23 protein-coding genes are annotated in these 26,529 nt (G+C 63.1%); 14 read left to right on the top strand and 9 right to left on the bottom strand.

Annotated features, from left to right (window positions below):
• Positions 1-35: 35 nt before the first annotated feature.
• Positions 36-1,250, top strand: coding sequence for an AGE family epimerase/isomerase (locus O0881_RS12350; RefSeq protein WP_289911502.1), 1,215 nt, complete (start codon positions 36-38; stop codon positions 1,248-1,250).
• The gene (locus tag O0881_RS12345) at positions 1,247-2,179 is read left to right on the top strand and encodes a carbohydrate kinase (RefSeq protein WP_289911501.1); all 933 of its coding nucleotides are present in this window, start codon (positions 1,247-1,249) and stop codon (positions 2,177-2,179) included. The genes O0881_RS12350 and O0881_RS12345 overlap by 4 nt, the downstream gene beginning before the upstream one ends.
• 28 nt (positions 2,180-2,207) lie before the next feature.
• Here the strand turns inward: O0881_RS12345 and O0881_RS12340 are convergent, their stop codons facing one another.
• On the bottom strand, positions 2,208-3,302 hold the full coding sequence (locus tag O0881_RS12340) for a LacI family DNA-binding transcriptional regulator (protein WP_289911500.1): 1,095 nt from the start codon (positions 3,300-3,302) through the stop codon (positions 2,208-2,210).
• A complete protein-coding gene (locus O0881_RS12335; protein WP_099380657.1) occupies positions 3,286-5,199 on the bottom strand; it encodes a glucokinase in 1,914 nt (637 codons plus the stop codon). Before O0881_RS12335 ends, O0881_RS12340 begins: the two co-directional genes overlap by 17 nt.
• A gap of 346 nt (positions 5,200-5,545) precedes the next feature.
• Here O0881_RS12335 and O0881_RS12330 point away from each other — a divergent pair, with 346 nt between their 5' ends.
• The 5 genes from O0881_RS12330 to ugpC all read left to right on the top strand — a co-directional run bounded on the left by O0881_RS12330 (position 5,546) and on the right by ugpC (position 11,325).
• Positions 5,546-6,832: a carbohydrate porin gene (locus O0881_RS12330; protein ID WP_289911499.1), complete on the top strand. Its 1,287-nt coding sequence runs from the start codon at positions 5,546-5,548 to the stop codon at positions 6,830-6,832.
• 245 nt (positions 6,833-7,077) lie between these two features.
• Positions 7,078-8,331 carry an ABC transporter substrate-binding protein gene (locus O0881_RS12325; protein WP_099664439.1) on the top strand — a complete coding sequence of 418 codons (1,254 nt, stop codon included), beginning with the start codon at positions 7,078-7,080 and terminating at the stop codon, positions 8,329-8,331.
• A 124-nt stretch (positions 8,332-8,455) separates the two neighbouring features.
• Positions 8,456-9,340 (top strand): sugar ABC transporter permease, encoded by an 885-nt coding sequence (locus O0881_RS12320; protein WP_010397323.1) that lies wholly within the window; start codon positions 8,456-8,458, stop codon positions 9,338-9,340.
• Complete coding sequence (locus tag O0881_RS12315; RefSeq protein WP_034777933.1) at positions 9,337-10,206, top strand: carbohydrate ABC transporter permease; 870 nt, start codon at positions 9,337-9,339, stop codon at positions 10,204-10,206. The genes O0881_RS12320 and O0881_RS12315 overlap by 4 nt, the downstream gene beginning before the upstream one ends.
• A gap of 9 nt (positions 10,207-10,215) precedes the next feature.
• On the top strand, positions 10,216-11,325 hold the full coding sequence (gene ugpC, locus O0881_RS12310) for a sn-glycerol-3-phosphate ABC transporter ATP-binding protein UgpC (RefSeq protein WP_099380230.1): 1,110 nt from the start codon (positions 10,216-10,218) through the stop codon (positions 11,323-11,325).
• 70 nt (positions 11,326-11,395) lie between these two features.
• Here the strand turns inward: ugpC and O0881_RS12305 are convergent, their stop codons facing one another.
• The 3 genes from O0881_RS12305 to O0881_RS12295 all read right to left on the bottom strand — a co-directional run bounded on the left by O0881_RS12305 (position 11,396) and on the right by O0881_RS12295 (position 14,802).
• Positions 11,396-13,051 (bottom strand): ParB-like protein, encoded by a 1,656-nt coding sequence (locus O0881_RS12305; RefSeq protein WP_289911498.1) that lies wholly within the window; start codon positions 13,049-13,051, stop codon positions 11,396-11,398.
• A 139-nt stretch (positions 13,052-13,190) separates the two neighbouring features.
• Positions 13,191-14,168, bottom strand: coding sequence for a ParB/Srx family N-terminal domain-containing protein (locus O0881_RS12300; RefSeq protein WP_289911496.1), 978 nt, complete (start codon positions 14,166-14,168; stop codon positions 13,191-13,193).
• A gap of 88 nt (positions 14,169-14,256) precedes the next feature.
• Positions 14,257-14,802 (bottom strand): TetR/AcrR family transcriptional regulator, encoded by a 546-nt coding sequence (locus O0881_RS12295; RefSeq protein WP_289912224.1) that lies wholly within the window; start codon positions 14,800-14,802, stop codon positions 14,257-14,259.
• A 229-nt stretch (positions 14,803-15,031) separates the two neighbouring features.
• Here O0881_RS12295 and O0881_RS12290 point away from each other — a divergent pair, with 229 nt between their 5' ends.
• The gene (locus tag O0881_RS12290; protein ID WP_289912223.1) at positions 15,032-16,411 is read left to right on the top strand and encodes an MFS transporter; all 1,380 of its coding nucleotides are present in this window, start codon (positions 15,032-15,034) and stop codon (positions 16,409-16,411) included.
• A 3-nt stretch (positions 16,412-16,414) separates the two neighbouring features.
• Here the strand turns inward: O0881_RS12290 and O0881_RS12285 are convergent, their stop codons facing one another.
• Complete coding sequence (locus tag O0881_RS12285; RefSeq protein WP_289911494.1) at positions 16,415-17,632, bottom strand: hypothetical protein; 1,218 nt, start codon at positions 17,630-17,632, stop codon at positions 16,415-16,417.
• Positions 17,633-17,872: 240 nt separating this feature from the next.
• Here O0881_RS12285 and O0881_RS12280 point away from each other — a divergent pair, with 240 nt between their 5' ends.
• Together O0881_RS12280 and O0881_RS12275 are read left to right on the top strand one after the other, a co-directional pair.
• Positions 17,873-18,247, top strand: a complete 375-nt coding sequence (locus O0881_RS12280; protein WP_289912222.1) for a type II toxin-antitoxin system RelE/ParE family toxin — start codon at positions 17,873-17,875, stop codon at positions 18,245-18,247.
• Positions 18,204-18,542, top strand: a complete 339-nt coding sequence (locus O0881_RS12275; RefSeq protein WP_289911493.1) for an addiction module antidote protein — start codon at positions 18,204-18,206, stop codon at positions 18,540-18,542. Before O0881_RS12280 ends, O0881_RS12275 begins: the two co-directional genes overlap by 44 nt.
• 13 nt (positions 18,543-18,555) lie before the next feature.
• Here the strand turns inward: O0881_RS12275 and O0881_RS12270 are convergent, their stop codons facing one another.
• The 3 genes from O0881_RS12270 to O0881_RS12260 are packed head-to-tail and all read right to left on the bottom strand — an operon-like array spanning position 18,556 to position 21,452.
• The gene (locus O0881_RS12270) at positions 18,556-19,578 is read right to left on the bottom strand and encodes a Gfo/Idh/MocA family oxidoreductase (protein WP_289911492.1); all 1,023 of its coding nucleotides are present in this window, start codon (positions 19,576-19,578) and stop codon (positions 18,556-18,558) included.
• A gap of 28 nt (positions 19,579-19,606) precedes the next feature.
• Positions 19,607-20,593 carry an inositol 2-dehydrogenase gene (iolG, locus tag O0881_RS12265; protein WP_289912221.1) on the bottom strand — a complete coding sequence of 329 codons (987 nt, stop codon included), beginning with the start codon at positions 20,591-20,593 and terminating at the stop codon, positions 19,607-19,609.
• On the bottom strand, positions 20,586-21,452 hold the full coding sequence (locus O0881_RS12260) for a MurR/RpiR family transcriptional regulator (RefSeq protein ID WP_034757651.1): 867 nt from the start codon (positions 21,450-21,452) through the stop codon (positions 20,586-20,588). The genes iolG and O0881_RS12260 overlap by 8 nt, the downstream gene beginning before the upstream one ends.
• 251 nt (positions 21,453-21,703) lie before the next feature.
• On the opposite strand from O0881_RS12260, the gene O0881_RS12255 reads away from it, so the two are divergent.
• The 4 genes from O0881_RS12255 to iolC form a co-directional block, all read left to right on the top strand.
• Entirely contained in the window at positions 21,704-22,750 is a 1,047-nt protein-coding gene (locus tag O0881_RS12255; RefSeq protein WP_289911491.1) for a sugar ABC transporter substrate-binding protein, read from the top strand.
• Positions 22,751-22,921: 171 nt separating this feature from the next.
• Positions 22,922-24,043 (top strand): ABC transporter permease, encoded by a 1,122-nt coding sequence (locus O0881_RS12250; RefSeq protein WP_289912220.1) that lies wholly within the window; start codon positions 22,922-22,924, stop codon positions 24,041-24,043.
• Between the two features lie 3 nt (positions 24,044-24,046).
• Complete coding sequence (locus O0881_RS12245; protein WP_251351989.1) at positions 24,047-24,832, top strand: ATP-binding cassette domain-containing protein; 786 nt, start codon at positions 24,047-24,049, stop codon at positions 24,830-24,832.
• Between the two features lie 8 nt (positions 24,833-24,840).
• The coding region (gene iolC, locus O0881_RS12240; protein ID WP_289911489.1) for a 5-dehydro-2-deoxygluconokinase at positions 24,841-26,529 on the top strand (1,689 nt) is incomplete at its 3' end.

Below are 26,529 nucleotides of genomic sequence, written 5' to 3'. Positions count from 1 at the left end.
ATCATTGTTATCGATAACAATATCATGAGAGACCCATGAATCCCGATTTCCGCTCCAGGGACATGCTCGAAAAGCATATCCAGCACACGATGCACTTTTATCACCCGCGCGCGTTTGACCCGAGCGGCGGCTTTTATCACTTCTTCCTCGATGACGGCACGGTGTACGACGCCAGTACGCGTCACCTGGTCAGCAGCACGCGCTTCATCTTCAATTACGCCATGGCGTACCGCCACTTCGGCGATGACGCTTACCAGGCGGCCCTGCGCCACGGCGTGGCCTTCCTGCGCGACGTGCACCGCGACCCGGCCACGGGCGGCTACGCCTGGCAACTGTCCTGGAAAGACGGCGTCAAAACGGTGGAAGACGGCGCCAATCACTGCTACGGCCTGGCCTTCGTGCTGCTGGCCTATGCGCACGCCTTGCAAGCTGGCGTGACGGAAGCGCGCGCGTATCTGGACGAGACCTTCGAATTGATGGAGCAGCGCTTCTGGCTGCCCGAACACGGCCTGTATGCGGACGTGGCCAGCGCCGACTGGTCCACCCTGGACGGCTACCGGGGCCAGAACGCCAATATGCACGCTTGCGAAGCCATGCTGGCAGCGTTCGAGGCGACGGGCGAAGCGAGATATCTGCACCGCGCCGAGACCCTGGCGCACAACATCACGGTCCGTCAGGCGGGCCTGGCGAACGGCATGATCTGGGAGCACTACAAGCCCGACTGGTCGATCGACTGGGACTACAACCTGCACGACAAGAGCAATATCTTCCGTCCGTGGGGCTACCAGCCCGGCCATTTCACGGAATGGGCCAAGCTGCTGTTGATCATGGAGCGCCATAGCCGGTTCATGGCCGGCCCGTCGGACTGGCTGCTGCCGCGCGCGCGCGCCCTGTACGACACGGCGCTGGCCAAGGCCTGGGATGGCGCGCATGGGGGCATCCACTACGGTTTCGGTCCGCAGGACGAGATCTGCGACGGCGACAAATACTTCTGGGTGCAGGCGGAAAGCTTCGCGGCGGCCGCCGTGCTGGCCGTGCGCACGGGCGACGAGGCTTACTGGCATAGCTACGACAAGATCTGGGACTACAGCTGGACGCACTTCGTCGACCATGAACACGGCGCCTGGTACCGCATCCTGACGCCTGAAAATCAAAAAATCAGCGACGAGAAAAGCCCGGCCGGCAAGACCGATTACCACACCATGGGCGCCTGCTATGAAGTGCTGAACGTGATTGGCGGTGCCGCATGAGCGCCGCCGCTTTTCCCGCTTTCCCCGCTTTTGTGTCGGCCGGCGAAGCGCTGACGGACATGCTGCGTACGGGCGCGGACTCCTGGAACAGCCAGGTGGGCGGTTCGACCTGGAACGTGGCGCGCGTGATGGCGCGCCTGGGCGTGCCCAGCGCCTTTGCGGGCGGCGTCAGCCTGGACGTCTTCGGCGACGCGCTGGCCGCTGCCACCGGGGCGGCGGGCCTGGACATGCGCTTCCTGCAGCGCCATGCGAAGTCGCCGCTGCTGGCCATCGTGCATGAACTGCATCCGCCTACCTATTACTTCATCGGCGACGACAGCGCCGACCTGCATTTCGACGCGTCGCTCCTGCCGGCCGGCTGGATGCAGGGGGCGCAGTGGGTGCATTTCGGCGGTATCAGTCTGGCGCGCGAACCGCTGGCGGGCAAGCTGGTGGCGCTGGCGCAGGAACTGAAGGAGGCTGGCGTGAAAATCAGCTACGACCCGAATTTCCGCATCATGATGGATGAACGCTACGACGCCACCTTGCGCCGCATGACGCAGCTGACCGACGTGATCAAAGTGTCGGACGAAGACCTGGCGGGCCTGTTCCGCCATGACGACATCGATGGCGCGTTTGCCACCCTGCGCAGCTGGAATCCGCAAGCCACGTATTTGTATACGCGCGGCGCGCAAGGCGCGGCGCTGTACCGGGGCGAGCAGACATGGCAGGCGGCGCCGCCCGTCATCGAGGTGGTCGATTCGGTGGGGGCGGGCGACGCCAGCATCGGCGGCTTGCTGTACAGCCTGATGTACCGGCCCGAGGCCGATGGCGGCCAGCATTTGCGCTTTGCCGTCGCGGCGGGCGCGGGCGCCTGCCTGGCGGCCGGTGGCGCTCCCCCTTCGGTGGAACTGGTGGAGTCGCTGGTGCAGCGCACGGTGGTGCGCTAAGTGGCGCTCGACGGGTTGGTGGGGGCAGTCACTTCGCGCCCGGAATGTGCCCCACTGGAGCACATTCCCCCGTCGACGCCCGCGCCATCAAGGTAAACGCCATCAAATGATGCGTGGCGGGCACCGTTTCTCCGGCACGGCGCTGGCGGATTTCGTCGATGACGAGATTGACGGCGGCGCGCGCCATGTCGGCGATGGGCTGGTGGATGGTGGTCAGCTCGGGCCAGACCGTGGTGGCGACGGGCGTGTCGTCGAAACCGCACACGCTCAATTGCGTCGGTACCTGCAAGCCCATGCCGTGCGCCACGGCCAGGGTGGCGGCGGCCATGTCGTCGTTGCTGGCGAAGATGGCGCTGGGATGCGGTGCTTGCGCCAGCAGCTGGCGCGCCGCGTCGAGACCCGAACGATACGTAAAATAGCCTTGCGCCACCCTGTGCGGCGCTACCCGCAAACCCGCTTCCCGCATGGCGTCCTCGAAAGCCTGGCGGCGCAGCAGGGCGGGCGTGTGCGCCGGATCACCCTCGATGAAGCCGATGTCGCGGTGGCCCAGCGCGAGCAAATGGCGTGTCATGGCCAGCGCGCCCTCGTAATCGTCGATGCGTACGGCCGAAACGCCGGGCGAGGGGCGCGCCGTGGCCACGGCGATGGCGGGGATGCCCATCCGGTTCAACTGCGCCAGCACTTCCGGCGAATCGCACAGGGGCGGCGGCACGAGGATGCCGTCCACGCCGGCCGCCACCAGGCAATCGATGCCGGCGCGCTGGCTGTCCAGGTCTTCGCAGCGCTCCAGCAGCAACTGGCCGCCGCCCTGGCGGCATTGATCCATGGCGCCAACTAAAAATTCGCTGAGGAAGGCCGCGCTCGGATTGCTGTACAACAGGCCGATGCGCAGGGTGCCCGTGCGCGCCGCCCTGGCCGCAAGGTTGGGCTGGTAGTGCAGGCTGGCGATCGCCGCCTCGACCTTGTCGCGCGTGGCCGCGCTGACGCTGGCGCGCCCGTTGATCACGCGCGACACCGTCATGGCCGACACGCCGGCCACGCGCGCCACGTCGTGCACGGTGGCGCCGCTGGCGGCGTCGGAGGAGGTGGGGGCGGCGTGCGCCGCCTTATTCGAGGTGGCCACCGAATTTCAGCTTGCCGCTGATGCGCATGCCGTGCAATTGGCCTTCTTCCAGTTCGGCGGCGCTGGTGCGCTGCGCCGTGTCGCGCCGCGCCAGTCCCACCGACAGGATATCGAGCATCATCAGCTGCAGCAGGCGCACGATCATGGGTACGAAATTGAGGTTGCCTTCCGGGTGGTTCAAGGTCAGCAGCACGTCGGCCAGCTTGGCCAGCGGCGAACCGCTGGCCGTGATCGCCAGCACGCGCGCGCCGCAGCCCTGCGCCACCTTGACGGTGCGCAGCAGGTCGGGCAAGGCGCCGGAACGGGAAATGACCAGCGCCACGTCGCCTGGTTTCAGCATGGCGGCGCTCATTTCCTGCGCCTGCGGGTCGGCAAAGAAGCTGCTGACGATGCCCAGGTTGAGCAATTTGTGCTGCATGTCGTCGGCCACCACGCGGGCGCTGCCCACGGCCAGCAATTCCACGCGCTGCGCGCCGCGCAGCAGTTCGATGGCGGCCGTCAGCGCTTTGACGTCGAGCATGTCGCGCAGGGCCAGCGCGGCCGAGGCGTTATTGCCCAGTACCTTGCGCGCCAGCTCGGCGTCGGAATCCGATATCTCCACGTGGCAGTGGGCCACCGTGATGGCGCCGCCCGTCAGGCCGGACGCCAGCTTCAATTTGAAGTCGGCCAGGCCCTGCACGCCGATCGAGCGGCAAAAGCGCATCACGGTCGGCTGGCTCACGCCGACGCGCTGGGCGATTTCGGCGATCGGCAGGGTCAGCATGGCGTTCGGCTCCTTCAAGACCCAGTCGGCCACCTTGCATTCCGAGGGACTCATCCTGCCGCGCGCCTGGCGCACGGATTCGAGTACGGGCGCGCCGGAATGGGCGCGCTTGAGCTTTTGCGCGAGGATGGCGGCGATGCCGAGGAAAGTCGGCAGTTCGGCCGTGATCAGAAAGGTGGGAATCTGCGCCAGGTACTCGTTCAGGCGGCCCTTTTGCTCGAAGCGGGCGCGGAACTGCGACTGTTCGAACAGGGGCCCCAGGCGCGGCACGATGCCCCCGCCTATATAGATGCCGCCCAGCGCGCCCAGGGTCATGGCCACGTTGCCGGCGATGGAGCCGAGGATGGCGCAGAAGCAGTCCACCGCTTCGAGGCACACGTCGCATTCATTGTTCAGGGCGCGGCTGGTGATTTCGGCGGCCAGCAGCGGCAGCGCATCGGGCTTGCCGGCGCGCTCGGACAGGGCGCGGTAGATCAGTTCCAGGCCGCGCCCGGAAGCGAGGCGTTCGGCCGAGACGTGCGACAGCTCGCGCCAGGCGAAGGACAGCACGTCCATCTCGCGCTGGTCGCACGGGGCGAAGCTGACGTGGCCGCCTTCGCTGCCCAGCGCGATCCAGCGGTCTTCGGCGGGGATCATGCCCGACACGCCCAGGCCTGTGCCCGAACCGAGCAGGCCGATGACGCTGTCGGCGCGCGCCATGCCGCCGCCGATCTGCAGGCGCTGGTCGGGCCGCAGATAGGGCAGGGCCATGGCCAGCGCCGTGAAGTCATTCACCACCAGCAGGGTGTCGAGGCCCAGCGTGGCGCGCATGGCCTCGATCGAGAAGAACCAGTGATGGTTCATCATGCGGATATTGTCGTCGTCGATGGGATTGGCGATGGCGATGGCCGCATGGCGCACGCGCGCCGAACCGGCGGCGCGCGCTTCGCTGCTATCCATATAGGCGGTGATGGCGTCGAGCAGCGACGCGTAGTCGTCGCAGGGCAGCACGGCGACCGCTTCCAGGTGGCCCTGGCGCGTTTCGAGCACGAAGCGCGCGTTGGTGCCGCCGATGTCGGCCAGCAAGCGCGGCCCTTCACTGAAACGCTCCGCCGGATCGCTGCCTGCTACTTCCATTTTTTCATCTATTTTCATGGCGGTGCCTAGTCTCGTCTGCGTGCGCTGTCTTGGCGGCGCACTGTCGTTATGGCAAAAACCAAGGATTTTAATTCGTATACGTGCCGCGTGCCGAAAAATGCGGGACGCCTGCATAAATGCTTGCCCGCAGTGCCGGAAACGGGCGGCGCCGGCGGAAAAAACAGGGCAGTCAACGCGCCTGTCGGTACGCAAATAAAGTGTCGCAGAGTAGTCGTAGGATTACAACATAATATGTTGATATTTGTTCGTAGTATAGTTACTATGTCCCTGCTGGAAAGAATTCTGGCCAGTACATTCGGCCACGAATGACTAGATAAAAAATAAATTACTGAGGAGACTTACCATGCTGCATCGCACCATGTTGAAGGCCGTGTTGAAAACGCTGCCAGCTGCCATCGTCTTAGCCATCGCCAGCGGTTCCGCTGCCGCCGACCCGATGTACCCATCCGACTCCGAAGGCTTCCACGGCTACCTGCGCGCCGGCGCCGGCAGCAATACGTCGGGCGGCGGCGGTTCGCAAGGCTGCTTCGGCCTGGGTGGCAATACCATGAAATACCGTCTGGGCAATGAGTGCGACGCCTACACGGAATTCGGCTACACAAAATCCGTCGCCAAGTCCGGCGGCGTGAACTACCTGGCCACCATCTGGGTCAACGCCTACGCGCCAAACTCGGATTTCGGCGACAACAAGCTGGGCATCGTCAAGGCCTACGTCGAAGCGCAGGGACTCGATTTCCTGAACGGCGGCACGGCCTGGATCGGCAAACGCTTCTACTACCGTCCTGACATCCACATGCTGGACTTGCAATACATCAATATGAATGGCACGGGCGCCGGCCTGGACCGCATTCCCGCTGGCCCGGGTAAATTCTCGTACGCCTTCTTCAAGGACAACGACGTCAAGGTCGCGTTGCCGAACGGCGGCGTCAACACCAAATCGGCCGTGCGTCAGAACTTCATCTACGGCGAGATTCCCGTCAATGAAAACGGTACCCTGGACCTGGCCGCGACCTACATCATCGGCGAAGGCAAGGATGACGTCGCCACTGGCAAGCGCAATAACGGCTGGCAGCTGTCGGCCTTCCACCGTCAAGGTAAAGTGTTTGGCGGCGGCAACACCTTCGGCGTGCAGTACGGCGTCGGTCCCGGCACGGGCAAGGGCGCGCAGTTCGGCGCTTCGGGCGACACCAATTTCGGTTCGGACGTCAAGCGCACGCGTATCTTCAATGACATGGCGATCCAGCCGATGGCCAACTTCGGCATGGAATTCGTCGCCCTGTGGCAAAAAGACGAGTCGAACGCCAACGGTTCCTCGACCTGGACCTCGGTTGGCGTGCGCCCTGTGTACGCATTCACCGACAACTTCAAGCTGGTGGGCGAACTGGGCACGGACCGCGTGACGCAAGCGGGCGGCCTGCCGGCCAAGCGCCTGACCAAGCTGACCATCGCCCCGACGATCTCGGCTGGTCCTGGCCTGTGGTCGCGTCCTGAACTGCGCGCTTTCGTGACCTACGGCAAATGGAACGATGCGGCCACCGCGTCGGTCAACGCGTCGAACAACGGCGGCCCGATCTACAACAACAATACCAGCGGCACGTCCTACGGTTTCCAGGTAGAAACTTGGTTCTAAGTTAGCAGGCGTTGTAAGTCTAGATCAACCTGGCGCATCCTTCGCGGATGCGTTTTTGGCGCCGTCCCGTGATATAAATGCAATGTAGTCGTTTCATGGATCACGGCGCCGTCTTTTCACTGAAGATGATGCCCGTTTGCAAGCGGGTCTGAGCACAAGAGCGCCGGTACAGGCGCAGATTTCACCTTTTTCGGCCCCCGTATGCCGAAGCCCCCTAAAAGCTTGATCAAAAAAGGAATGTGGAGATGAAACTGAAATTCAAGATTACCCAACTGGCCGCGTTGACCACCCTGGCATTTGCCGGCAGCGCCTTTGCGACCGACGTGGAAGTGTTGCACTACTGGACCTCCGGCGGCGAAGCGAAATCCGTGGGCCAGTTGCAGCAAATCGTGAAGGAAAGCGGCTTCGGCTGGAAAGACTTCGCCGTGGCCGGTGGCGCTGGCGAAAACGCCGCGACCGCGCTGAAAACCCGCGTCATTTCCGGCAACCCGCCAACGGCCGCCCAGATCAAGGGCCCGTCGATCCAGGAGTGGGGCGCGGAAGGCGTACTGGCCAATATCGATGATGCCGCCATTCCAGGCAAATGGGATGCCGTGCTGCCGAAAGTCGTCGCCGACATCATGAAATACAAGGGCCACTACGTTGCCGCCCCTGTCAACGTCCACCGCGTCAACTGGATGTGGGTCAACCCGGAAGTGCTGAAAAAAGCCGGCGTGGCCACCACCCCGACCACCTGGGATGCGTTCTTCGACGCGGCCGAGAAAATCAAGAAATCGGGCGGCATCGCGATCGCCCACGGCGGCCAGCCATGGCAGGATGCCACCGTGTTTGAATCCGTCGCGCTGGGCGTGGGCGGCACGGAATTCTACAAGAAGGCCATCCTCAAGCTGGATCAGAAGGAATTGACCGGCCCGACCATGCTCAAGGTGTTCGACACCCTGGGCAAGGTGAAGACCTACATCGACAAGGATGCGGCAGGCCGCGACTGGAACCTGGCGACCGCCATGGTCATCAACAACAAGGCCGGCTTCCAGTTCATGGGTGACTGGGCCAAGGGCGAGTTCACGGCCGCAGGCAAGGTGCCGGGCAAGGACTATCTGTGCGTGGCCGCTCCTGGCACGGACAAGGCCTACACCTTCAACATCGATTCGTTTGCCATGTTCACGCAAAAGGATGCGAATGCGAAGAAAGGGCAGATCGCCCTGGCCAACGCCATCATGAATCCGAAGTTCCAGTCGATCTTCAACCTGAACAAGGGTTCCATCCCCGTGCGTTCCGGCGTATCGAAGGACAAGTTTGACGCTTGCGCCCTGAAATCGATGGAAGACATGGACGCCACCAACAAGAACGGCGGCCTGGTGCCATCGTTCGCCCACGGCATGGCGCTGGCATCGGCCACGCAAGGCGCCGTGACCGACGTCATCGCCAAGTTCATGAACACCAACATGAGCTCGAAAGACGCGGTTGCTGCATTGGCCAAAGCGGCAAAAGTGAAGTAATCACGATGGCGCCGGCACTCCCGCCGGCGCCCTCTGCATCGCATGCATCGCATGCATCGCAGGCGTCCGCCCTGGCATTCGTCCAGGCCGGCGCCACACGCAGTTCTACTTCTACGGCTGTCCTATGTCCATACGCAAGCAATTCGACCGATGGATACCGCAGATGGTGCTGGGCCCCACGCTCATCGCCAGCTTGGTATTCGTCTATGGTTTTATCTTTTTGACCGGTTGGCTGTCGCTGACCGAATCGCGGCTGATGCCGAACTACGAGTTCGCCGGCCTGGTGCAATACGTCGAGCTGTTCGACAACGAGCGCTGGTGGACCTCGCTCAAGAACCTCGGCATCTTCGGTGTCCTGTTCATCGGTTGCAGCATCGCCATCGGCCTGTTCCTGGCCATCCTGCTGGACCAGAAAATCCGCGCCGAAGGCGCGCTGCGCGCCATCTACCTGTATCCGATGGCGTTGTCCTTCATCGTCACCGGCACGGCGTGGAAATGGATGCTCAATCCCAGCCTGGGCCTGGAAAAGGTCATGCACGACTGGGGCTGGACCTCGTTTACCTTCGACTGGCTGGTCAATTCCGACATGGCCATCTACACGGTGGTGATCGCCGGCGTGTGGCAATCGTCGGGCTTCGTCATGGCCCTGTTCCTGGCGGGCCTGCGCGGCATCGATGATGAAATCATCAAGGCGGCGCAAGTCGATGGCGCATCCCTGCCGACGATTTACTGGCGCATCGTGATTCCCGCCATGCGACCCGTGTTCTTCAGCGTGCTGCTGATCCTCGCGCATATCGCCATCAAGAGCTTCGACCTGGTCATCGCATTGACGGCTGGCGGACCTGGCAATTCGTCGTCCGTGCCGGCCATCTTCATGTACCAGTTTTCCTTCACCCGCGGCCAGCTGGGCCTGGGCTCGGCATCGGCAATGATGATGCTGGCCACCATCGTGGCCGTGCTCGTGCCGCTGATGTACCTGGAAACGCGCAGCGCAAAGGCGATGAGATGACACCTACACGCAATAATCGCCTCACCCTCGGACGGGTGGTTGTATATCTGCTGCTGATCCTGTTTGCGGTGTACTACATCGTGCCCCTGTACGTGACCCTGTCGACGTCGTTCAAGTCGCTCGACGAGATCCGCAGCGGCAACCTGCTGGCACTGCCGCACGTGTGGCAGTTCGATTCCTGGTCCAAGGCCTGGTCCTCGGCCTGCACGGGTGTCACCTGCGACGGCATGCAGCCGTTCTTCTGGAACTCGATCAAGATGGTGATTCCCGCCGTGCTGATCTCGACCTTCCTGGGCGCCTTCAACGGCTACGTGTTCGCGCACTGGCGCTTCCGCGGTTCGGAAATCCTGTTTGCCGCCTTGCTGGTGGGCTGCTTCATTCCTTTCCAGGTGGTGATTCTGCCGATGGCGCGTTTGCTGGGCGAATTCGGCCTGGCCAACACCACTACCGGCCTGGTCTTCGTCCACGTGGTGTATGGCACGGCGTTCACGACCCTGTTCTTCCGTAACTACTACATCGGCGTGCCGGAAGAATTGATCAAGGCGGCCCGCATCGACGGCGCCGGCTTCTTCTTGATCTTCCGCAAGATCGTGCTGCCGATTTCGGGTCCGATTTTCGTCGTCTGCATCATCTGGCAATTCACGCAGATCTGGAACGACTTCCTGTTCGGCATCGTCTTCGCCAGCGGCGATTCGCAACCGATCACGGTGGGCTTGAACAACCTGGTCAACACGTCCACGGGCGTGAAGGAATACAACGTCAACATGGCGGCCGCGGTGATTGCCGCGCTGCCGACCCTGCTGGTCTATCTGGTCGCAGGCCGTTATTTTGTGCGCGGTCTGACCGCAGGCGCAGTCAAAGGTTAAGGAAAGAATATGTCCAGTTTATCGATACGCAGCATCCGCAAGGTGTACACGAATGGCGTCGAAGTCCTCAAGGGTATCGACATCGAGATCAAGGATGGCCAGTTCCTGATCCTCGTCGGCGGTTCCGGCTCCGGCAAGTCGACCTTGCTCAATATGGTGGCCGGCCTGGAAAGCGTCACCTCGGGCGAAATCCTCATCGACGGCAAGGTGGTCAACGACCTGCCGCCGAAGGACCGCGACATCGCCATGGTGTTCCAGTCGTATGCGCTGTACCCGTCGATGACGGTGCGCGAAAACATCGCGTTTGGCTTGAACGTGAAAAAAGTGCCGAAGGCGGAGCAGGAAGAAATCGTCGCCCGCGTCGCCGAAACCCTGCAGATCACGCATTTGCTGGACCGCCGCCCGGCGCAGCTGTCCGGTGGCCAGCGCCAACGGGTCGCCATGGGTCGCGCCATTTCGCGCAAGCCGTCGCTGTTCCTGTTCGACGAACCGCTGTCGAACCTGGACGCCAAGCTGCGCGTGGAAATGCGCGCCGAGATCAAGCTGCTGCACCAGCGTCTGAAGGCCACCATCGTCTACGTCACGCATGACCAGATCGAGGCGATGACCATGGGCGATTTGATCGCCGTCATGAAGGATGGGGTGGTGCAGCAACTGGGCACGCCGCAGGAAATCTACGACAATCCGGCGAATCTGTTCGTGGCCGGCTTCATCGGTTCGCCATCGATGAACTTCATCACCGTCAAGCCTGTCATCGAAGGCAATGAGGTGTTTGTCGCCATCGAGAACGCAGGCAAGAGCATGCGCCTGGCCCTGCCGTTCGCCACCGACAAGCTGCGCAGCTATGCGGGCCGCGACGTGATCCTGGGCGTGCGCCCGGAGCAGATCACGGACATGAGCAGCGCGCACGGCGACGTGGGCCAGGAACTCGGTTGCCTGATCGACCTGGTCGAGCCGACCGGCCCGGATACCTTGCTGACGACGCGCCTGAACGGCGCCGCAGTGACTTGCCGCACGCACCCGCGCGAAGCCGTGCTGCCGGGGCAGACGATGCAGCTGTCGTTCAACCTGTCGAAAGCGGCCCTGTTCGATCCGGAGAATGGTGAACGCATCGCGTAAGCGTCGTTACCCATGAAAACGGCCCGCCTGTCAGCTGACAGGCGGGCCGTTGTTGTTTATGCCGGTGCGCTTACTTTGCCAGCGATTTCTTGTAGGCGATGGAGTAGGTCAGCTTGCCCGTTGGCGTGACCAGGTCGTCCAGCGCCGCCTGGCTGAAGACGCCCGTCCAGCCCAGGGTTTGCGCCGTCACGCCGCGGCTGACGATATCGTTCGCCTTCAGGCCCGCCATCGCCGTCGATGCGCTCTTGATGGTGGCCATGTAGCTGGCAACGTCGCGCGTGTCCGTCTTGGCCAGGTCGATGCCGGGTTGCGTGCGCAGCCAGTCGGCCCAGTAGAACTCGAGGAATTCCGTGGCCGTCGACGGCACCACGTAGCCGGCGTCGCGCGTGAAGTAGACGAGCGAGCGGTACGGGTCGTTACCCAGCGACTTCAAACCGATGGACGCGGGCAGCTGGCTGGTGGCGATGGCCTTGTTGCCGCCATCCTTCAGCCAGACCTTGTTGGCCTTCTTCATCTGCGTCCAGAAGTCGTATTCACTGAGCTTGCTGAAATTGTCCGTCACCTTGACCCACACTTTCAACTGCAGGTTCTGGCCATTGTCGGCATCCCGGAAGGCGCTGAACGTGTGGTGGCCGTCCGTCAGGTACAGCGTGCCGTTCGGGCCGATGACGACCGTCTTCATGTCGCCCGGCTTGGTGCCCACGGCGGACTTGCACTGGAACGTGGCCGGTGGATTGCTCAGGGTGGCGCCGGCCACGTTGGCCGTCTTGCTCACCACGTCGTCCTGGCCGTTGGCTTCGCACAGTTCGGCGAATTTCTTCGGCTTGTTGGTCTTGGCCATGACCAGGTCTTCCGCGCCGTAGCGGCCCAGCTTGTAGTAGATCTGGTCGTAGCCGACGGCTGGCTGCGTGGGATGCAGTTCGTCGAGCGACACTTGCAGGAAGACGGGCGCCGCATCGGTGCCGGCAGCCGTGGCGGCCAGGACTTGCTGGCGCGCGCTGAGCACGGGCGGCGTTTCCAGCACACTCTTGCCGGTGGCGAGCGGCGCGCCGCCATCGATGATCTGCGCGACGATGCTGCCGCTGGCATTGACGATGTCGATATCCGTGCCGCTCTGTTTCACCTGCAGATTGTCGAGCAGGACGTCGGCCGGGTCCTTGCTGTTCGGCGTCAGGGCGCCATTGACGAAGTCGTAGTTGGCCGCCATGCCCAGGGTTTGCAGGGGCGCCGCCAGGGCCGTGCCCAGCTGCGTCTGCGCCGTTTGCAGCCTGGCCGCATCGATGGCGGCCAGGCTGGCGGGAGACGCGCTCGAGGGGATGCTGCCCAGCAGCTGCATGGCGATGACGGAGGTGAGCGGCGTCAGGTTGACGGCGCTTTCCTTCAGCGACAGCGCGTACAGGGTGGTGCCGCCTGCCGGCGTGACGGAGACGAGGAAGGGCGCCTTCGCCGTGGCAGCCAGGGTGATGGCCACTTTGCCTGTCGTGTCCGTGGTGCCGCTGCCGACGACATTCTTGCCGGCGTCGAGCACGGAGACGGAAGCATTCGCCACGGCCTTGCCGGTGGCCGCAACCACGTTCAGGATGCGTGCCGGGGTGACGGGGTCCACCGGGGCGACGGGCGCCGTGGTGTCGCGATAGTCTGTGCCGCCACAGGCGGCCAGGCTGGCGCCCAGTGCGAGGGCGATGGCAATCGATAAGGTGCTGCGGCGGATGCTGTGCTTGTACATGGTGTCCCGTGATGTCGGCCTGAAAAGTGCCGACATGCTAGCGGGCGCAGATGTCAGGATGATGACACGCCTGGATATTACTGACGCAGCAGCGACTTACGGTAGTCGATGGCGTAGCCCAGCTTGCCCTTGTCTTCGGTCAGTTCGTCGAACGCTGCATGGTTGATTTCGCGCAGCGCGCCAAGGTCCGCCGCGCGCTTGCCGCCGCTGACGAGCTCCGCCGGTTGCAGCGCCACCATCGCCTGCGCCGCCAGCAGGATGGTGCTGGCATACGCGACGGGATCAAGCAAGTCGACACGCGCCAGGTCCAGCGCCGGTTTGCGGCGCAGCCAGTCGGCCCAGTAGAATTCGAGAAATTCCGTAGCCTGGCCGGGCGGCTTGTAGCCGATCTCGCGCGTAAAGACACGAGCGAGCGGTACGGATCGTCGCCCAGGGATGCGAGGCCGATGGCGGACGGCAACTGCTGCGGCGTGATGGCCTGGTTCCGGCCGTTTTTCAGCCATACCTTGTTTTCCGCGCGCATGCGGGCCCAGAAGGCCGTTTCGCCCAGCGCGCTGAAATTGTCGCTGACCTTGACCCACACCTTGAGTTGGTGGTTGCGCCCGCCATCGGCATCCCAGAAAGTGGAAAACGTGTGGTGGCCATCGGTGAGGTATACCGTGCCGCGCGGCCCGATGACGACAGTCTTCATGTCGTCGGGGCGGCTGCCCACGGCCGCCTTGCAGCGGTAGCCGGGCGGTGGCGTGGCCAGCGTGGCGCCGGCGACATTGGCCGTGCCGGGCAAGACGTCACCCTGGCCATTGGCTTCGCACAGGTCGGCGAATTTCTTTGGCTTGGCGATGTCGGCGATATGTTTTTCTTCGGTCGCATAGCGTCCCAGCTTGTAGTACACCTGGTCGTAGCCGATGGCCGGCTGGGTCGGATGCAGTTCATCGAGGCGCACCTGCAGGATGCGTGGATGGGCGGCGCTGCCCGTGACGGTCGCCATCAGCGCCTGCTGGCGCGCGCTGAGGGCGGGCGCGACGGCGGCATCGCGGGCCAGTGCCGGCGGCAGGAAGGCTGCAATGCAGGCCAGGGCCAGCAGCAGGGCGGGGATGCGGGAAAGAATCCGGTTCATTGCCTGTGTCTCCAATCGATACAGTATGGATGACGCCAGGCGCCGTGGTTTGATGCCGCGCAGGAGTGGTTCACATCGCTGGGCGCCGTCAGCGGCCCAGCATGCGCAGGCAGGCGTCGGCCACGTCGGCGGCGAAGGCGCTGCTGTCCTGTAACTGTGCGGCGATGGCGTCGTCCGTCACGCCATGCACGGCCGAGTAAATCATCAGGGCCGCCAGGCGCGGCTGCGGCAAAGGCCATGTGCCGGCCGCCGCGCCGCCCGTCAGGATGGCGCCCAGCTGGGCCAGGATGGCGTTCTTGTCGGGATTGTCCGCGGGGTCTATGCCGATGCTGCGCCGGTGGCTCGTGTAGACGATGTCGTGCAATTGCCAGGTGCGCAGGTAAGTGGCCACATTCGCCTGTACCCACGCGCGCAGTCGGCCTTCCCAGTCGCCGGGCATGCACAGGTCGACGGCCGTTTCCAGGCTGGCCAGGAAGTGCTGTGTATAGCGTCCGGCCAGCGCCGCCAGCATCTCGTGCTTGGACGGAAAATAATGATAGAACGTGCCTTTCGCCACGCCTGCCAGGGTGGTGATGTCGCTGACGGTGGTCGCTTCCACGCCCTTGTCGAGAAACAGGCGCTCGGCAGCGGCCATCAATTCATCGAGGCGCACTTCGGCAGGCTTGGTGCGCGGGCGAACGGGGGCCGGCGCGGCGGCGGCATCGGGCAGGGCGGGGTTGGCGTGTCGTGTCGTGGTCATGCGCCCAGTATAAGTGAAGCGCGGGCGTCGCCCAAGCACCCGCCATGCAAGGCTGTAGTTTTTAATTGACTGACGGTCAGTCGATAATTATGATGAAGGCGAACTCATGAATTGGAGACACGCCATGCAGCGCTATCGCCGCGCGGCCCTGGTGGCCGCTGCCTACCTGGGCACCTTTCTCGCCTCGCTCGACATCAGCATCGTCAACGTGGCTTTGCCCACCTTGCAAACGGCGCTGGCGACGGATATGGCGGGTTTGCAGTGGGTGATCAACGCGTATGCGCTGTGCCTGTCGGCCTGCATGCTGTCGGCCGGACCGCTGGGCGACCGGCATGGGCACAAGCGCATCTGGCTGCTGGGCGTGGCGTTATTTACAGTGGGCTCGCTGCTGTGTGCGCTGGCGGCCAGCCTGCCGCTATTGCTGACGGGGCGGGCCGTGCAGGGCGTCGCAGGCGCCTTGCTGATTCCGGGCGCCATGCCGATACTGAGCCACGCGTTTCCCGACCCGCACGAGCGGGCGCACGTGATCGGCGGCTGGTCGGCCTTCAGTGCGCTGGCGCTGATCCTGGGACCCCTGCTGGGCGGCATGCTGCTGGAGGCCACGGGCTGGCAAAGCATCTTCCTGATCAACCTGCCGCTGGGAGTGCTGGCCGTGCTGCTGGGCGCCTGGGGCATGACGGAACGTCATTACCGGGAACAGGCGGCGCTGGACCGGACGGGACAGGTGCTCAGCATCGTCTGGCTCGGTGCGCTCACCTACGGCTTGATCGCGCTGGGCGAGGTGAACGGACCGGGCGGCATGGCTGCCCGGTCATCGCTGGGTGTGGCGCTGCTGGCCTTCGTCGCCTTCCTGGCTGTCGAAGCGCGCACGCCACGTCCTCTGTTGCCGTTGCGGCTGTTTTGCGACCGGACCTTTGCGTTGATCAACCTGGCGTCGCTGGTGCTGGGGTTTGCCTGCTACAGCAGCCTGTTCTTTTTCTCGCTGTACCTGCAGCAAATCCAGGGCTGGCCGGCGGGCGCCAGCGGCTGGCGCATGTTGCCGCAGTTCGCGGCCATGGGCGTCGTTTCCCTGTGTTTCGGCCGCCTCAGCCGCCACTTGTCGCTGCGGCGAATGATGCTGGGCGGCTATGTGCTGGCGGGCCTGGTGCTGCTGGCGACGGCGACCTTGGCGCCGCGGACGCCCTACGCCATCGTCGGCAGCCTGTTCGGCCTGCTGGGCCTGGCGATGGGCCTGGCCGTGCCGGCCACCGGTTTGCTGGTGATGGCATCCGTGCGCGGCGAGCAAGCCGCCATGGCCTCGGCCATCATGAATGCCTTGCGCCAGGCGGGCATGACCCTGGGCGTGGCCGTGCTGGGCAGCGTGATGAGCTTGCGCGCCGCCGCTCTGCTGGAGCGGGCGGGGCAGGTTGCCGCCCTGGCCGCCGGTTTTCAGCTGGCCATGCTGCTGGCGGGGCTGGCATGCCTGGCCGTGGCCTTGCCGCTGTACTGGCTGCCGCCGAAGTAAGGCTTATGCCTGCAAATGGCTGGGCACGCGCGGCGACGACATCAGGTTGCGGAACGCGGCCCAGTGCTCGGCGCGCGTCGCACCCTGGCGCTCGACATAGGCTTTCGCCATGTCCTGGCCCAGGTTGTAATTGATGACGTACGCGCCCATGGCGTCGTAGAACTGCAGGCGCTGCGCGGATTTTTCGGCCGGGTACAGGCGCACGTTGACCAGCCATTCCAGCGCTTCTTCGCGGGTCAGGCTGCCTTCGAGATACTGGCGCGCGATGTCGTTGTCGGCGTAGCCGAGCTTGGCCAGCAACTGGTTCAGCTGTGCGTAGCGGGGCGCCAGCGCCGGATCGAGGCCGGCCAGCGGGTACAGCACCTGCTGTTCGAATGCCAGCCGTTCTGCATCCGTAAAGCTCAGTTCGATGCCATAGTTGGCCGTGCCTTCGGCGATCAACGATTGCGGCGAGTACAGCGGATAGATGCAGTATTCCATCCAGCCCTTGCCGCGCACCAGGTCGCGCTCGAGCAGCACGTTGTACACGTGGTGACCGGGATACGCTTCGTGGCAGCCGAGGTCGACCGCGCGGTCTATATACACGGGCAAGTCGGTATTGATCTGGATCACGCTCTGGTAGTTGCCCTTGTACCAGTTGTAACCGCTCCACGGTTTGTCGGTGACGAATTCCAGCACGAAATCCTCGCCTTCGGGCAGGCCGATGTACTGCAAGGTGCGTTCGCGGCCGGCGCGGATGGCCGCATCCATGACGGCGCGCAGCTTGTCGGCGGGAATGATAAGTTGCGCGCGCAAGGCGTTGACGCGGTCGCTGACCGTGCCGTCGCCAGGCAGCAGGGCATCGATCTGCGCCACCAGTTCTGCGTAATATGCGCGGCTGTGGTGGGGCGAAATGGCGTCGTACAGGCGCGCGCTTTCCGTGTCGAAATCCAGGCGTGTCCCTTGCAGCATGTCCGCCTTGGCCAGCACGGCTTGTAACTGCTTGCGCAGGTTGAGGGCACGCAGGCAAGAGGCGTCGGCCAGCAGGGCCAGCGCCGCGTTTGCGCCATCTTTGATATCGCTCAAACTCTGTGGCTGTTTGACCGCTGCTGCCTGCCACGCGGGCGGGCCGTAATACGCGTCGACATACGAGGCGTCGTGCTGGCCCATGGCCAGGACCAGCTTGACGTAGCGTTCGGCCACGTCGGCGAGGGAAGGGGAGTTGCTGTCGTTGTTGGTCATGGAGGCAGGGTTCTTCACGGTTGGACAGCGCTTATTGTATAGCGCAATCAGCCAGACGTGAGGCACGGTCGGGCGACATCATTTCCCTATAACAATGAGAGAAATGCATCTTGATGTAGCTCAGTGAACCTGGCATTCGTGGTCTGTGTGAGCGGGTTTGGTAGCAAGATGGCGTGGTCTTCTTTTTTACATGTACACGTGATTTTCTCCTTGATCTTTCTTCGTTTATAGACGAATATGATGTATGAGATCCGGCACTACCTGACGTCATCGGGCAGGGATTTATATACGGAATGGCTGAAGCGCCAGCGCGACAACACGGCCAGGGTGGCCATCGTGCGCCGCGTGTTGCGTATGATTCCTGGCAATTTTGGCGACCACAAGTTTTGCCACGACGGCGTGTGGGAGTTGCGCATCGATGTGGGGGCCGGCTACCGCGTGTATTACGCCATCGCCGACGGGCAGATCATTTTATTGCTGTGCGGTGGCGACAAGCGCACGCAACCGAAAGACATCGAATACGCCTGTGCCTGCTGGCACGACTGGAAGGAGAGGGGACATGAGAGAGAACATGAGCGAGGACATCCGCAAACCACCAAGAGACCGCTCGCATGACGAAGCGATGGCTGAACTGTACCGCAACGATCCCGCCTTCGCCCTGGAATTGATCAACAATATCCTCGTCGATGGCGACCATGGCGAACTGCTGGCCGTGCTGCGCCAGCTGACGCGCGCCTTTGGCGGCGTGCCGGCCGTGGCGCAGGCGGCCAAGCTCAATCCTACCCAGCTGTACCGCACCCTGTCGCCCGAAGGCAATCCCTCGCTGAGCACCTTGACGGCTATCCTCGATGCCATGGGCTTGCGGCTGGCTGTGGAACCCAAGCAACCGTTTCCTGCGCCGGCTGCCTGAGTCCACTGGCAGCTTAAAACTCGACGAGCCGCGCTTCGCGCATCGCTTGCGTCATGGCCAGGCCGATGCGCGTCGCTTCCGTCGCGTCGTGCAAGGTCAAGGACAAGGTGCGCCGGCCCAGCGCCGCATCCGTAAACTCCTGTGCCTCGATCAAAAAGGCGTCGGCGAAGCGGGCATAGAAGTCCGGTGTGCATTCATTGCGCACGCCATGCGCATCCGAAATTTCCACCCTGTTCAGGCGCGGATTGCTGCCCACGGCCAGGCGGCCGCCCGTGCCGAACACTTCCGTCAGGGTTTCATGGCCATGCGCCATGGTGCGCGACGCCATGAAGCTGGCCATGCTGCCATCGGAAAACTCGACCGTTGCCAGGCCATTGTCGACGTCGCCAAACGCTTGCAAGCCCGTGTGGATGGCGTTGGTGCCACTGGCGTACACGCGTTTGGGCACGGGATTGCCCAGCAGCCAGCGTGCCAGGTCGATATCGTGCACGCTGCAATCGAGGAAGATGCCGCCGCTGGTGGGGGCGAAGCGCATGAAGGCGCCGCTGGGGTCGTTCTGGTCGCAGGTTTGCGAACGCACCAGATACGGCTTGCCGATGAGGCCTTGCGCGATTTTTTGCTGCGCGTCATGGTAGCTGGCGTCGAAGCGGCGCACGAAGCCGATCATGATGGTCAGCTGCGGGTGGCGCGCCGCTTCCGCTTCCACCTTCAGGCAATCGGCCAGGTCCAGCGACAGCGGTTTTTCGCAAAACACGTGCTTGCCGGCGCGCAGGGCGGCGATGATCTGGTCCGCATGCAGCGAGGTGGGCGTGACGAGGAAGATGGCGTCCAGGCCCGGGTGGGCTAGTAGGGCGTCGTAATCCGCATAAGCGTTGGTGATGCCGAGCGTGCTGGCGGCCCAGTCCAGTTCAGCTTGCACGGGACTGCAGGCGGCCACGACTTCGGCATTCGGCACGCGCTGCGTCAGGTTGATGGCGTGGCGCTGGCCCAGCCGGCCCAGGCCGACGATGCCGACTTTTAATGTTGGGGATGACATGGTATCTCCAGATATTTTTATTATTGGTTTATAAAGTGACCACGCGCTGTTCGCGCCATGACAAGGTGGCCGCCTCGGCCAGTTCCAGTGCCTTCAGACCATCGTGCACGGTGGTGCGCAGCGGCGTGCCGTGGGTGAGGGCGTCAAAGAAGTGCGCCATTTCCTGCGCGTAGGCAACGCGATAACGTTCCAGGAAAAAATCTTCCGGCTTGTCCACGCTGACGTTCACGGAACCATAGGCCGTCACTTCCGTCGGCTTGTGGTTGCCCGCCTGCAGCATGCCGGCGCTGCCCAGCACCTCGAAACGCTGGTCGTAGCCGTAGGCGGCGCGGCGCGAGGCATTGATCTGGCACAAACGTCCCTTGGCAGTGCGGATGGTGACGACGGCCGTGTCCAGGTCGCCCGCCGCGCCGATGGCGGGGTCGACGAGGCAGCTGCCCGTGGCGTGCACGCTGACGGCTTCATCGTCGAGTATCCAGCGGAAAATGTCGAAATCGTGGATCAGCATATCCTTGAAAATACCGCCCGAGACCTTGATGTAGCTCACGGGCGGCGGGCCGGGATCGCGGCTGGTGACCACCAGCAATTCCGGCGTGCCGATCTCGCCCGCTTCGATGCGTGTCTTGACGGCATTGAAAGTGGGGTCGTAACGGCGCTGGAAACCCAGCATGCATAGTACCTTCGCTTCCTTGACGGCGGCGGCGCAGGCGCGTGCGCGGTCGATGGTCAGGTCGACGGGTTTTTCGCAAAAGATGGCCTTGCCGGCGGCGGCCGAGCGCAGGATCAGGTCCGCGTGCGTGTCCGTGCTGGAAGCGATGACGACGGCCTTGATGGCCGGGTCGGCCAGCGCCGCTTCGACAGTCGCGCTGCTGCCGCCGTGCAAGCCGGCAAGGGCGGCGGCCGCTTCCTGGTTGACGTCGACCACGTACTTGAACTGCACGCCGGGTTGGGCAGCCAGGTTGGCCGCGTGGATTTTGCCGATGCGTCCGGCGCCGAACAACGCTACTTCAATCATCATGTTCTCCTGGGGTGTGGATTTCTTCGATGTCGAGCTCTAATTTGTATGCCAGCGCGATGAACAGCGCCTGGCACAGGCAGATGGTGCTGGTCAGCGAACGGAAGGCGAAGGCGCTGCCCTCGGTGACGGTGAGCAGCGCGTCGGCGGCCCGCGCGAGCGGGGCCAGCTTGCTGTCGGTAATCACGAGGACCTTGGCGCCCTTGTCTTGCGCCGCCTTGATGCACTGCTGGGTTTCCTTGCCGTAAGGCGAGAAACTGATGGCGATCGCCACATCGCGTTCGCGCACGCTGCGCATCTGTTCGCGGTGCATGCCGCCCAGTCCGCTAATCAGGTGCACACGCTTGTCCGTGTGTTCCAGCGCATAGGCGATGTAGGAGGCGATCGGAAAGGACCGGCGCACGCCGATCACATAGATGTTTTCCGCTTTCAACAGCAGGTTGACGGCCGCTTCCAGCTGCGCGTCGTCGAGGCCGGCCGCCAGGTCGTCGAGGCCGGCGCGGCTGGCGCCGACGAATTCGCGCGTCAGGTCGCCTGCGCTGAGGGCGGCGTCGCGCGTGGAAATGAGCTTGCGGATGCGCTGCTGGTAGTCGGGCGTGGCGCCGGCCTGGTCCGTGTACGCCTGGCGGAACACGTCCTGCATTTCCGAAAAGCCCGTATAGCCGAAGCGCTGCGCGAAGCGCACGATGGCGGACGGCTGCACATCGCAGGCGGCCGCGATGTCGCTGATGCGCTCGAGCATCAGGCTGGCACGGTGCTTTTCAATGTATTGCGCGATGACTTTCAGCTGGCGCGACAGATTGTCGTACTCGGCGGCAATGTGCTGCATCAGCTGTTCGATGGGGGCGGTGGCTGCCATGGTGTTTTCCTCGGTTGCTTGCTGGGCCGCGCAACATGACTGCGACGGCTGGTTCTGGCGAGAATTATAGGAGTGAATCCAGAAAATAGAAATGATTTTCTATTTAAATCTATTTTGAAAATTTTATTGCATTTGTCTTTTTTGTGGCCTAAGCTGTGCGCAGTGCATCGGGTCTTGCCGGTTTTCCGGCTCCCCGCTGACACGCGACAAAAGCTGGCAACTATAAAAATTAATCCTTCAAGGAGACATTCATGCAAAGCAATAAGCGTAAGGGATTTCTGAAGCACCTGGCCGTGCTGGGCCTCGGTCTGGGACTGGGTCTGGGCATGAGCGCCAGCCACGCGGCAGGCGAGAAATTCGTGCTGATCAGCCATGCGCCCGATTCCGATTCCTGGTGGAATACGATTAAAAATTCCGTCAAGCAAGCAGGCGAAGACTTCAATGTCACCGTCGACTACCGCAATCCACCGAACGGCGACCTGGCCGACATGGCGCGCCTGGTCGAGCAATCGGCTGCCCGCAACTACGACGGCGTGATCGTCAGCATCGCCGACTTCAGCGTGCTGCAAAAACCGCTGGGCCTTGTTGCTGCCAAGAAGATTCCGTTTGTCACGATCAATTCGGGCACCCTGACGCAAAGCGAGCAGCTGGGCGCCGTGATGCACGTGGGCCAGCCTGAATACGAGGCAGGCAAGGGCGCCGGCGAAAAAGCCAAGGCGGCCGGCATCAAGTCCTTCGTTTGCGTCAACCACTACGCGACGAATCCGTCGTCATTCGAGCGCTGCCGCGGCTTTGCCGAAGCCATCGGCGTCGATTTCAAGGCCGCCACCCTGGATGCGGGCGAAGATCCGACCACCATCGAAAGCAAGTTGAGCGCCTACCTGCGCAACAACCCGAAAACCCAGGCCGTGCTGGCGCTGGGCCCCACCTCGGCCCACGCTTCGCTGAAGGCCCTGGAAAAAATGGGTTTGAAGGGCAAGATGTGGTTCGCCACGTTCGACCTGTCCGATGACATCTCGAAGGGCATCAAGGATGGCAGCATCCAGTTCGCCATCGACCAGCAACCTTACCTGCAAGGCTATATCCCCGTTGCCGTGCTGGCCATCATGAAGCAGGACAAGACCACGGACCTGGCCAAGGTACGCGAAAAGCTGATCAATAACGCCAAATTCAAGGCGCGCCTGGCCGAGTACGGCCTGGCACCATCGTATGGCCCGCGCCATATCGGTTCCGGTCCTGGTTATGTCACCAAGGACAATATCGGCAAGGTAGAGAAATACGCCGGCCAGTTCCGTTAAGCACCCGCTTTTCAGTTCAATCAAGACCTTAGTCGTTGTCCCCGCGCGCAGGCCATGCTTGCCGGCGCGCGGGTCCTGCCGCCCTGGAATTGCTGTCGAGGCTGGTAGGTTGCTATAAAACAAGGGAGACATAGCATGAGTACCGTGAAATTAAGCGTGGAGCAGGGTGGCATGGCCGCCTCGGGCACGCCGCCGCAAAAGCAGGGCGTTGATGAGCGCGTGGGGCAGGTCAGCTGGCTCAAGCGGCTGTTCAGCCGCCCGGAATTCGCCTCGATCTCGGGCGCCATCCTGGTGTTCGCCTTCTTTATCCTGACGGCCGGCGACTCCGGCATGTTCAACCTCGACGGCGTGATCAACTGGGCGCAAGTGGCCGCCTACCTGGGCATCATCGCCATCGGCGCCTGCGTATTGATGATCGCCGGCGAATTCGACCTGTCGATCGGCTCCATGATCGGCTTTGCCGGCATGATGATCGCCATCCCTTCCGTCTACTTCCACTGGCCCGTGTGGGCCGCCATCCTGTTCGCCTTTGCCGGTTCGATGGCGCTGGGCTGGCTCAACGGCTACCTGGTCATCAAGACGCGCTTGCCTTCGTTTATCGTCACCCTGGCCTTCCTGTTCATCCTGCGCGGCCTGACCCTGGCCCTGTCCATCATGTTTGCCAACCGCACCATCGTCAGCGGCATCGGCGCGCTGGCCGCCGACGACTGGCTGGCCATGACCCTGTTCCATGGCGAAGTGGGCACGTCGCTGTTCGCCTGGATGGCCAAGGCGGGCTGGATCACGGCCCTCGACAATGGCGCGCCGCTGGTCAAGGGCATCCCCAAGGTCATCGTCTGGTGGGCCGGCCTGGCGCTGGTATCCGGCTTCGTCCTGGCCCGCACCCGCATCGGCAACTGGATCTTCGCCGTCGGCGGCGACGCCAACGCGGCCAAGAACGTGGGCGTGCCCGTGAAGACCATCAAGGTATCGCTGTTTGTCTTCACGGCGTTCTGCGCCTGCCTGTTTGCCACGCTGCAAGTATTTGACGTGGGTTCGGCTGCCGCCGACCGCGGCATGCAAAAGGAATTCGAAGCCATTATCGCGGCCGTCATCGGCGGCGCCTTGCTGACGGGCGGCTACGGTTCCGTCGTCGGCGCCTGCTTCGGTGCGTTGATCTTCGGCGTGGTGCAGATTGGCATTACTTATACCAATATCAATTCGGACTGGTTCCGCGTCTTCCTCGGCGTCATGCTGTTGATCGCGGTACTGTTCAACAACTTTGTCCGTGCCCGTGTCACGGAAGCGAGATAAGCCATGAGCGAATACATCCTTGCGCTGGAAAACATCAGCAAACGTTTCGGCTCCGTCATCGCCCTGCAAAACGTCACCCTGCGCCTGAAACCGGGCGAAGTGCATTGCCTGCTCGGTGATAACGGCGCCGGCAAGTCGACCCTGATCAAGACCTTGGCCGGCGTGCACCGGCCCACCAGCGGCGAGTATCTGGTTGACGGCAAGCCCGTCAGCTTCAATTCGCCGAAGGAAGCGCTCGACCTGGGCGTGGCTACCGTCTACCAGGACCTGGCGCTGGTGCCATTGCTGTCCGTGGCGCGCAATTTCTTCATGGGCCGCGAACCGATCCGGAAAATGTTCGGCGTGCTGCCCGTGATGGATATGGAATATGCAGCCACCACGGCGCGCGACAAGCTGGCCGAAATGGGCATCATGGTGCGCGACCCGCACCAGGCCGTGGGCACCATGTCGGGCGGCGAGCGGCAATGCCTGGCCATTGCCCGCGCCATCCACTTCGGCGCGCGCGTGCTGATCCTCGACGAGCCGACGGCGGCCTTGGGCGTGAAACAGTCGTTCAATGTGTTGAAATTGATCTACAAGGCGCGCGAACGGGGCTTGTCCGTGATCTTTATTACCCACAATGTGCACCATGCCTACCCCGTGGGCGACTCGTTCACCCTCTTGAACCGGGGCAAATCGCTGGGCACTTACACCAAGGAAACTGTTTCCAAGGATGAAGTACTCGACATGATGGCGGGCGGTGCGGAAATGCAAACGCTGATGAGTGAACTCGACGGTGTCACGATTTAAGGATAACCATGAATAACCCGACACAATTTGCCCAGAGCCGCGCGCTGGACGTCATCTGCCTGGGCCGCCTGGCGGTGGACCTGTACGCGCAGCAGATCGGCAGCACCCTGGAAGACGCGACCAGTTTCGCCAAGTACCTGGGCGGCTCGTCGGCGAATATCGCCTTCGGCACGGCCCGCCTGGGCTTGAAGTCCGCCATGCTGTCGAAAGTGGGCGACGACCACATGGGCCGTTTCTTGACGGACACCTTGGCGAAAGAGGGTTGCGACGTCAGCCATGTAGGCATCGACCACGACCGTTTGACGGCGCTGGTGATGCTGGGCATCAAGGATAAAAACACGTTCCCCCTGATTTTTTACCGTGAAAACTGCGCCGACATGGCCATCGAGCCATCCGCCGTCGACGCCGCCTTCATCGCCTCGAGCAAGGCCCTCTTGATCACCGGCACGCATTTTTCGACGGCTGCCATGCACGCCGTCAGCACGCAGGCCCTGAACTTGGCGCGCGCTAATAACGTGCGCACCGTGCTCGACATCGATTACCGGCCCGTGCTGTGGGGTTTGTCAGGCAAGGCGGATGGCGAAACGCGTTTCGTCTCGAACGACGGCGTGACGCGCCACCTGCAGGCGATCTTGCCGCAATTTGATTTGATCGTCGGCACGGAGGAGGAATTCATGATCGCCGGCGGCGGTGCCGACATCATGGCCTCCTTGCGCGCCGTGCGGGCCGCCACCCTGGCCACCTTGGTCGTCAAGCGGGGCCCGCTGGGCAGCGCCGTCATCGACAGCGTGGTGCCGCACAGCCTGGACGATGCGTATAACTACCGCGGCGTGCGCGTGGAAGTGCTGAACGTGCTGGGCGCGGGCGACGCGTTTCTCTCGGGATTCCTGAAAGGCTGGCTGCGCGGCGAGGATTACGAGGCGTGCTGCCGCTATGCAAATGGCTGCGGCGCCCTGGTCGTGTCGCGCCACGGTTGCGCGCCGGCCATGCCGTCGCCCATCGAGCTCGACTATTTCCTCGCCAATGCGGCGAAACTGACGCAACCGGACCAGGACGCCACCTTGTCCCGCCTGCACCGCACGACGGTGGCGCGCCCGCAGTGGGATGAACTGTGCGTGTTTGCCTTCGATCACCGCACGCAATTCTTTGAGCTGGCGCAACAGACAGGCGCGCCCGAATCGGCTATTTGCGCCCTGAAGCAATTGATGGTGCAAGCCGTGGCGCAGACGGAAACGGCCTTGCAACTGGCTGGCAAGACGGGCGTGCTGATCGATGGACGCTATGGCGTCGACGCGCTCAACGACGCGACGGGGCGCGGTTGGTGGATCGGCCGTCCCGTGGAATTGCCGGGATCGAACCCGCTGCAATTCGACTGGGGCCGCTCCATCGGTTCGCACCTGCTCAGCTGGCCGAAGGAACACGTGATCAAGTGCCTGGTGCAGTTGCACCCGGACGATACCGTGGAAAACCGATTGGAACAGGAAGCGCAGATCAAGGCCCTGTATGACGCGGCGCAAGTGAGCGGTCACGAACTGTTGTTGGAAGTCATACCGTCGGACTCCTTGCCGCACGGCGACGACACGGTCTTGCGCGCCGTCAAGCGCCTGTACAACCTGGGCATTTACCCGGAATGGTGGAAGCTGGAAAGCATGTCAGCCCAGCAATGGCAAGCCATCGATGCCCTCGTGCACGAGCGC

It is taken from the genome of Janthinobacterium sp. SUN100 (assembly GCF_030397705.1).
In the GTDB taxonomy this organism is placed as follows: Bacteria; Pseudomonadota; Gammaproteobacteria; order Burkholderiales; family Burkholderiaceae_D; genus Janthinobacterium; species Janthinobacterium kumbetense.
The sequence above is the reverse complement of the archived record's forward strand: the minus strand, read 5'-3'. Positions and strand labels throughout refer to the sequence as shown.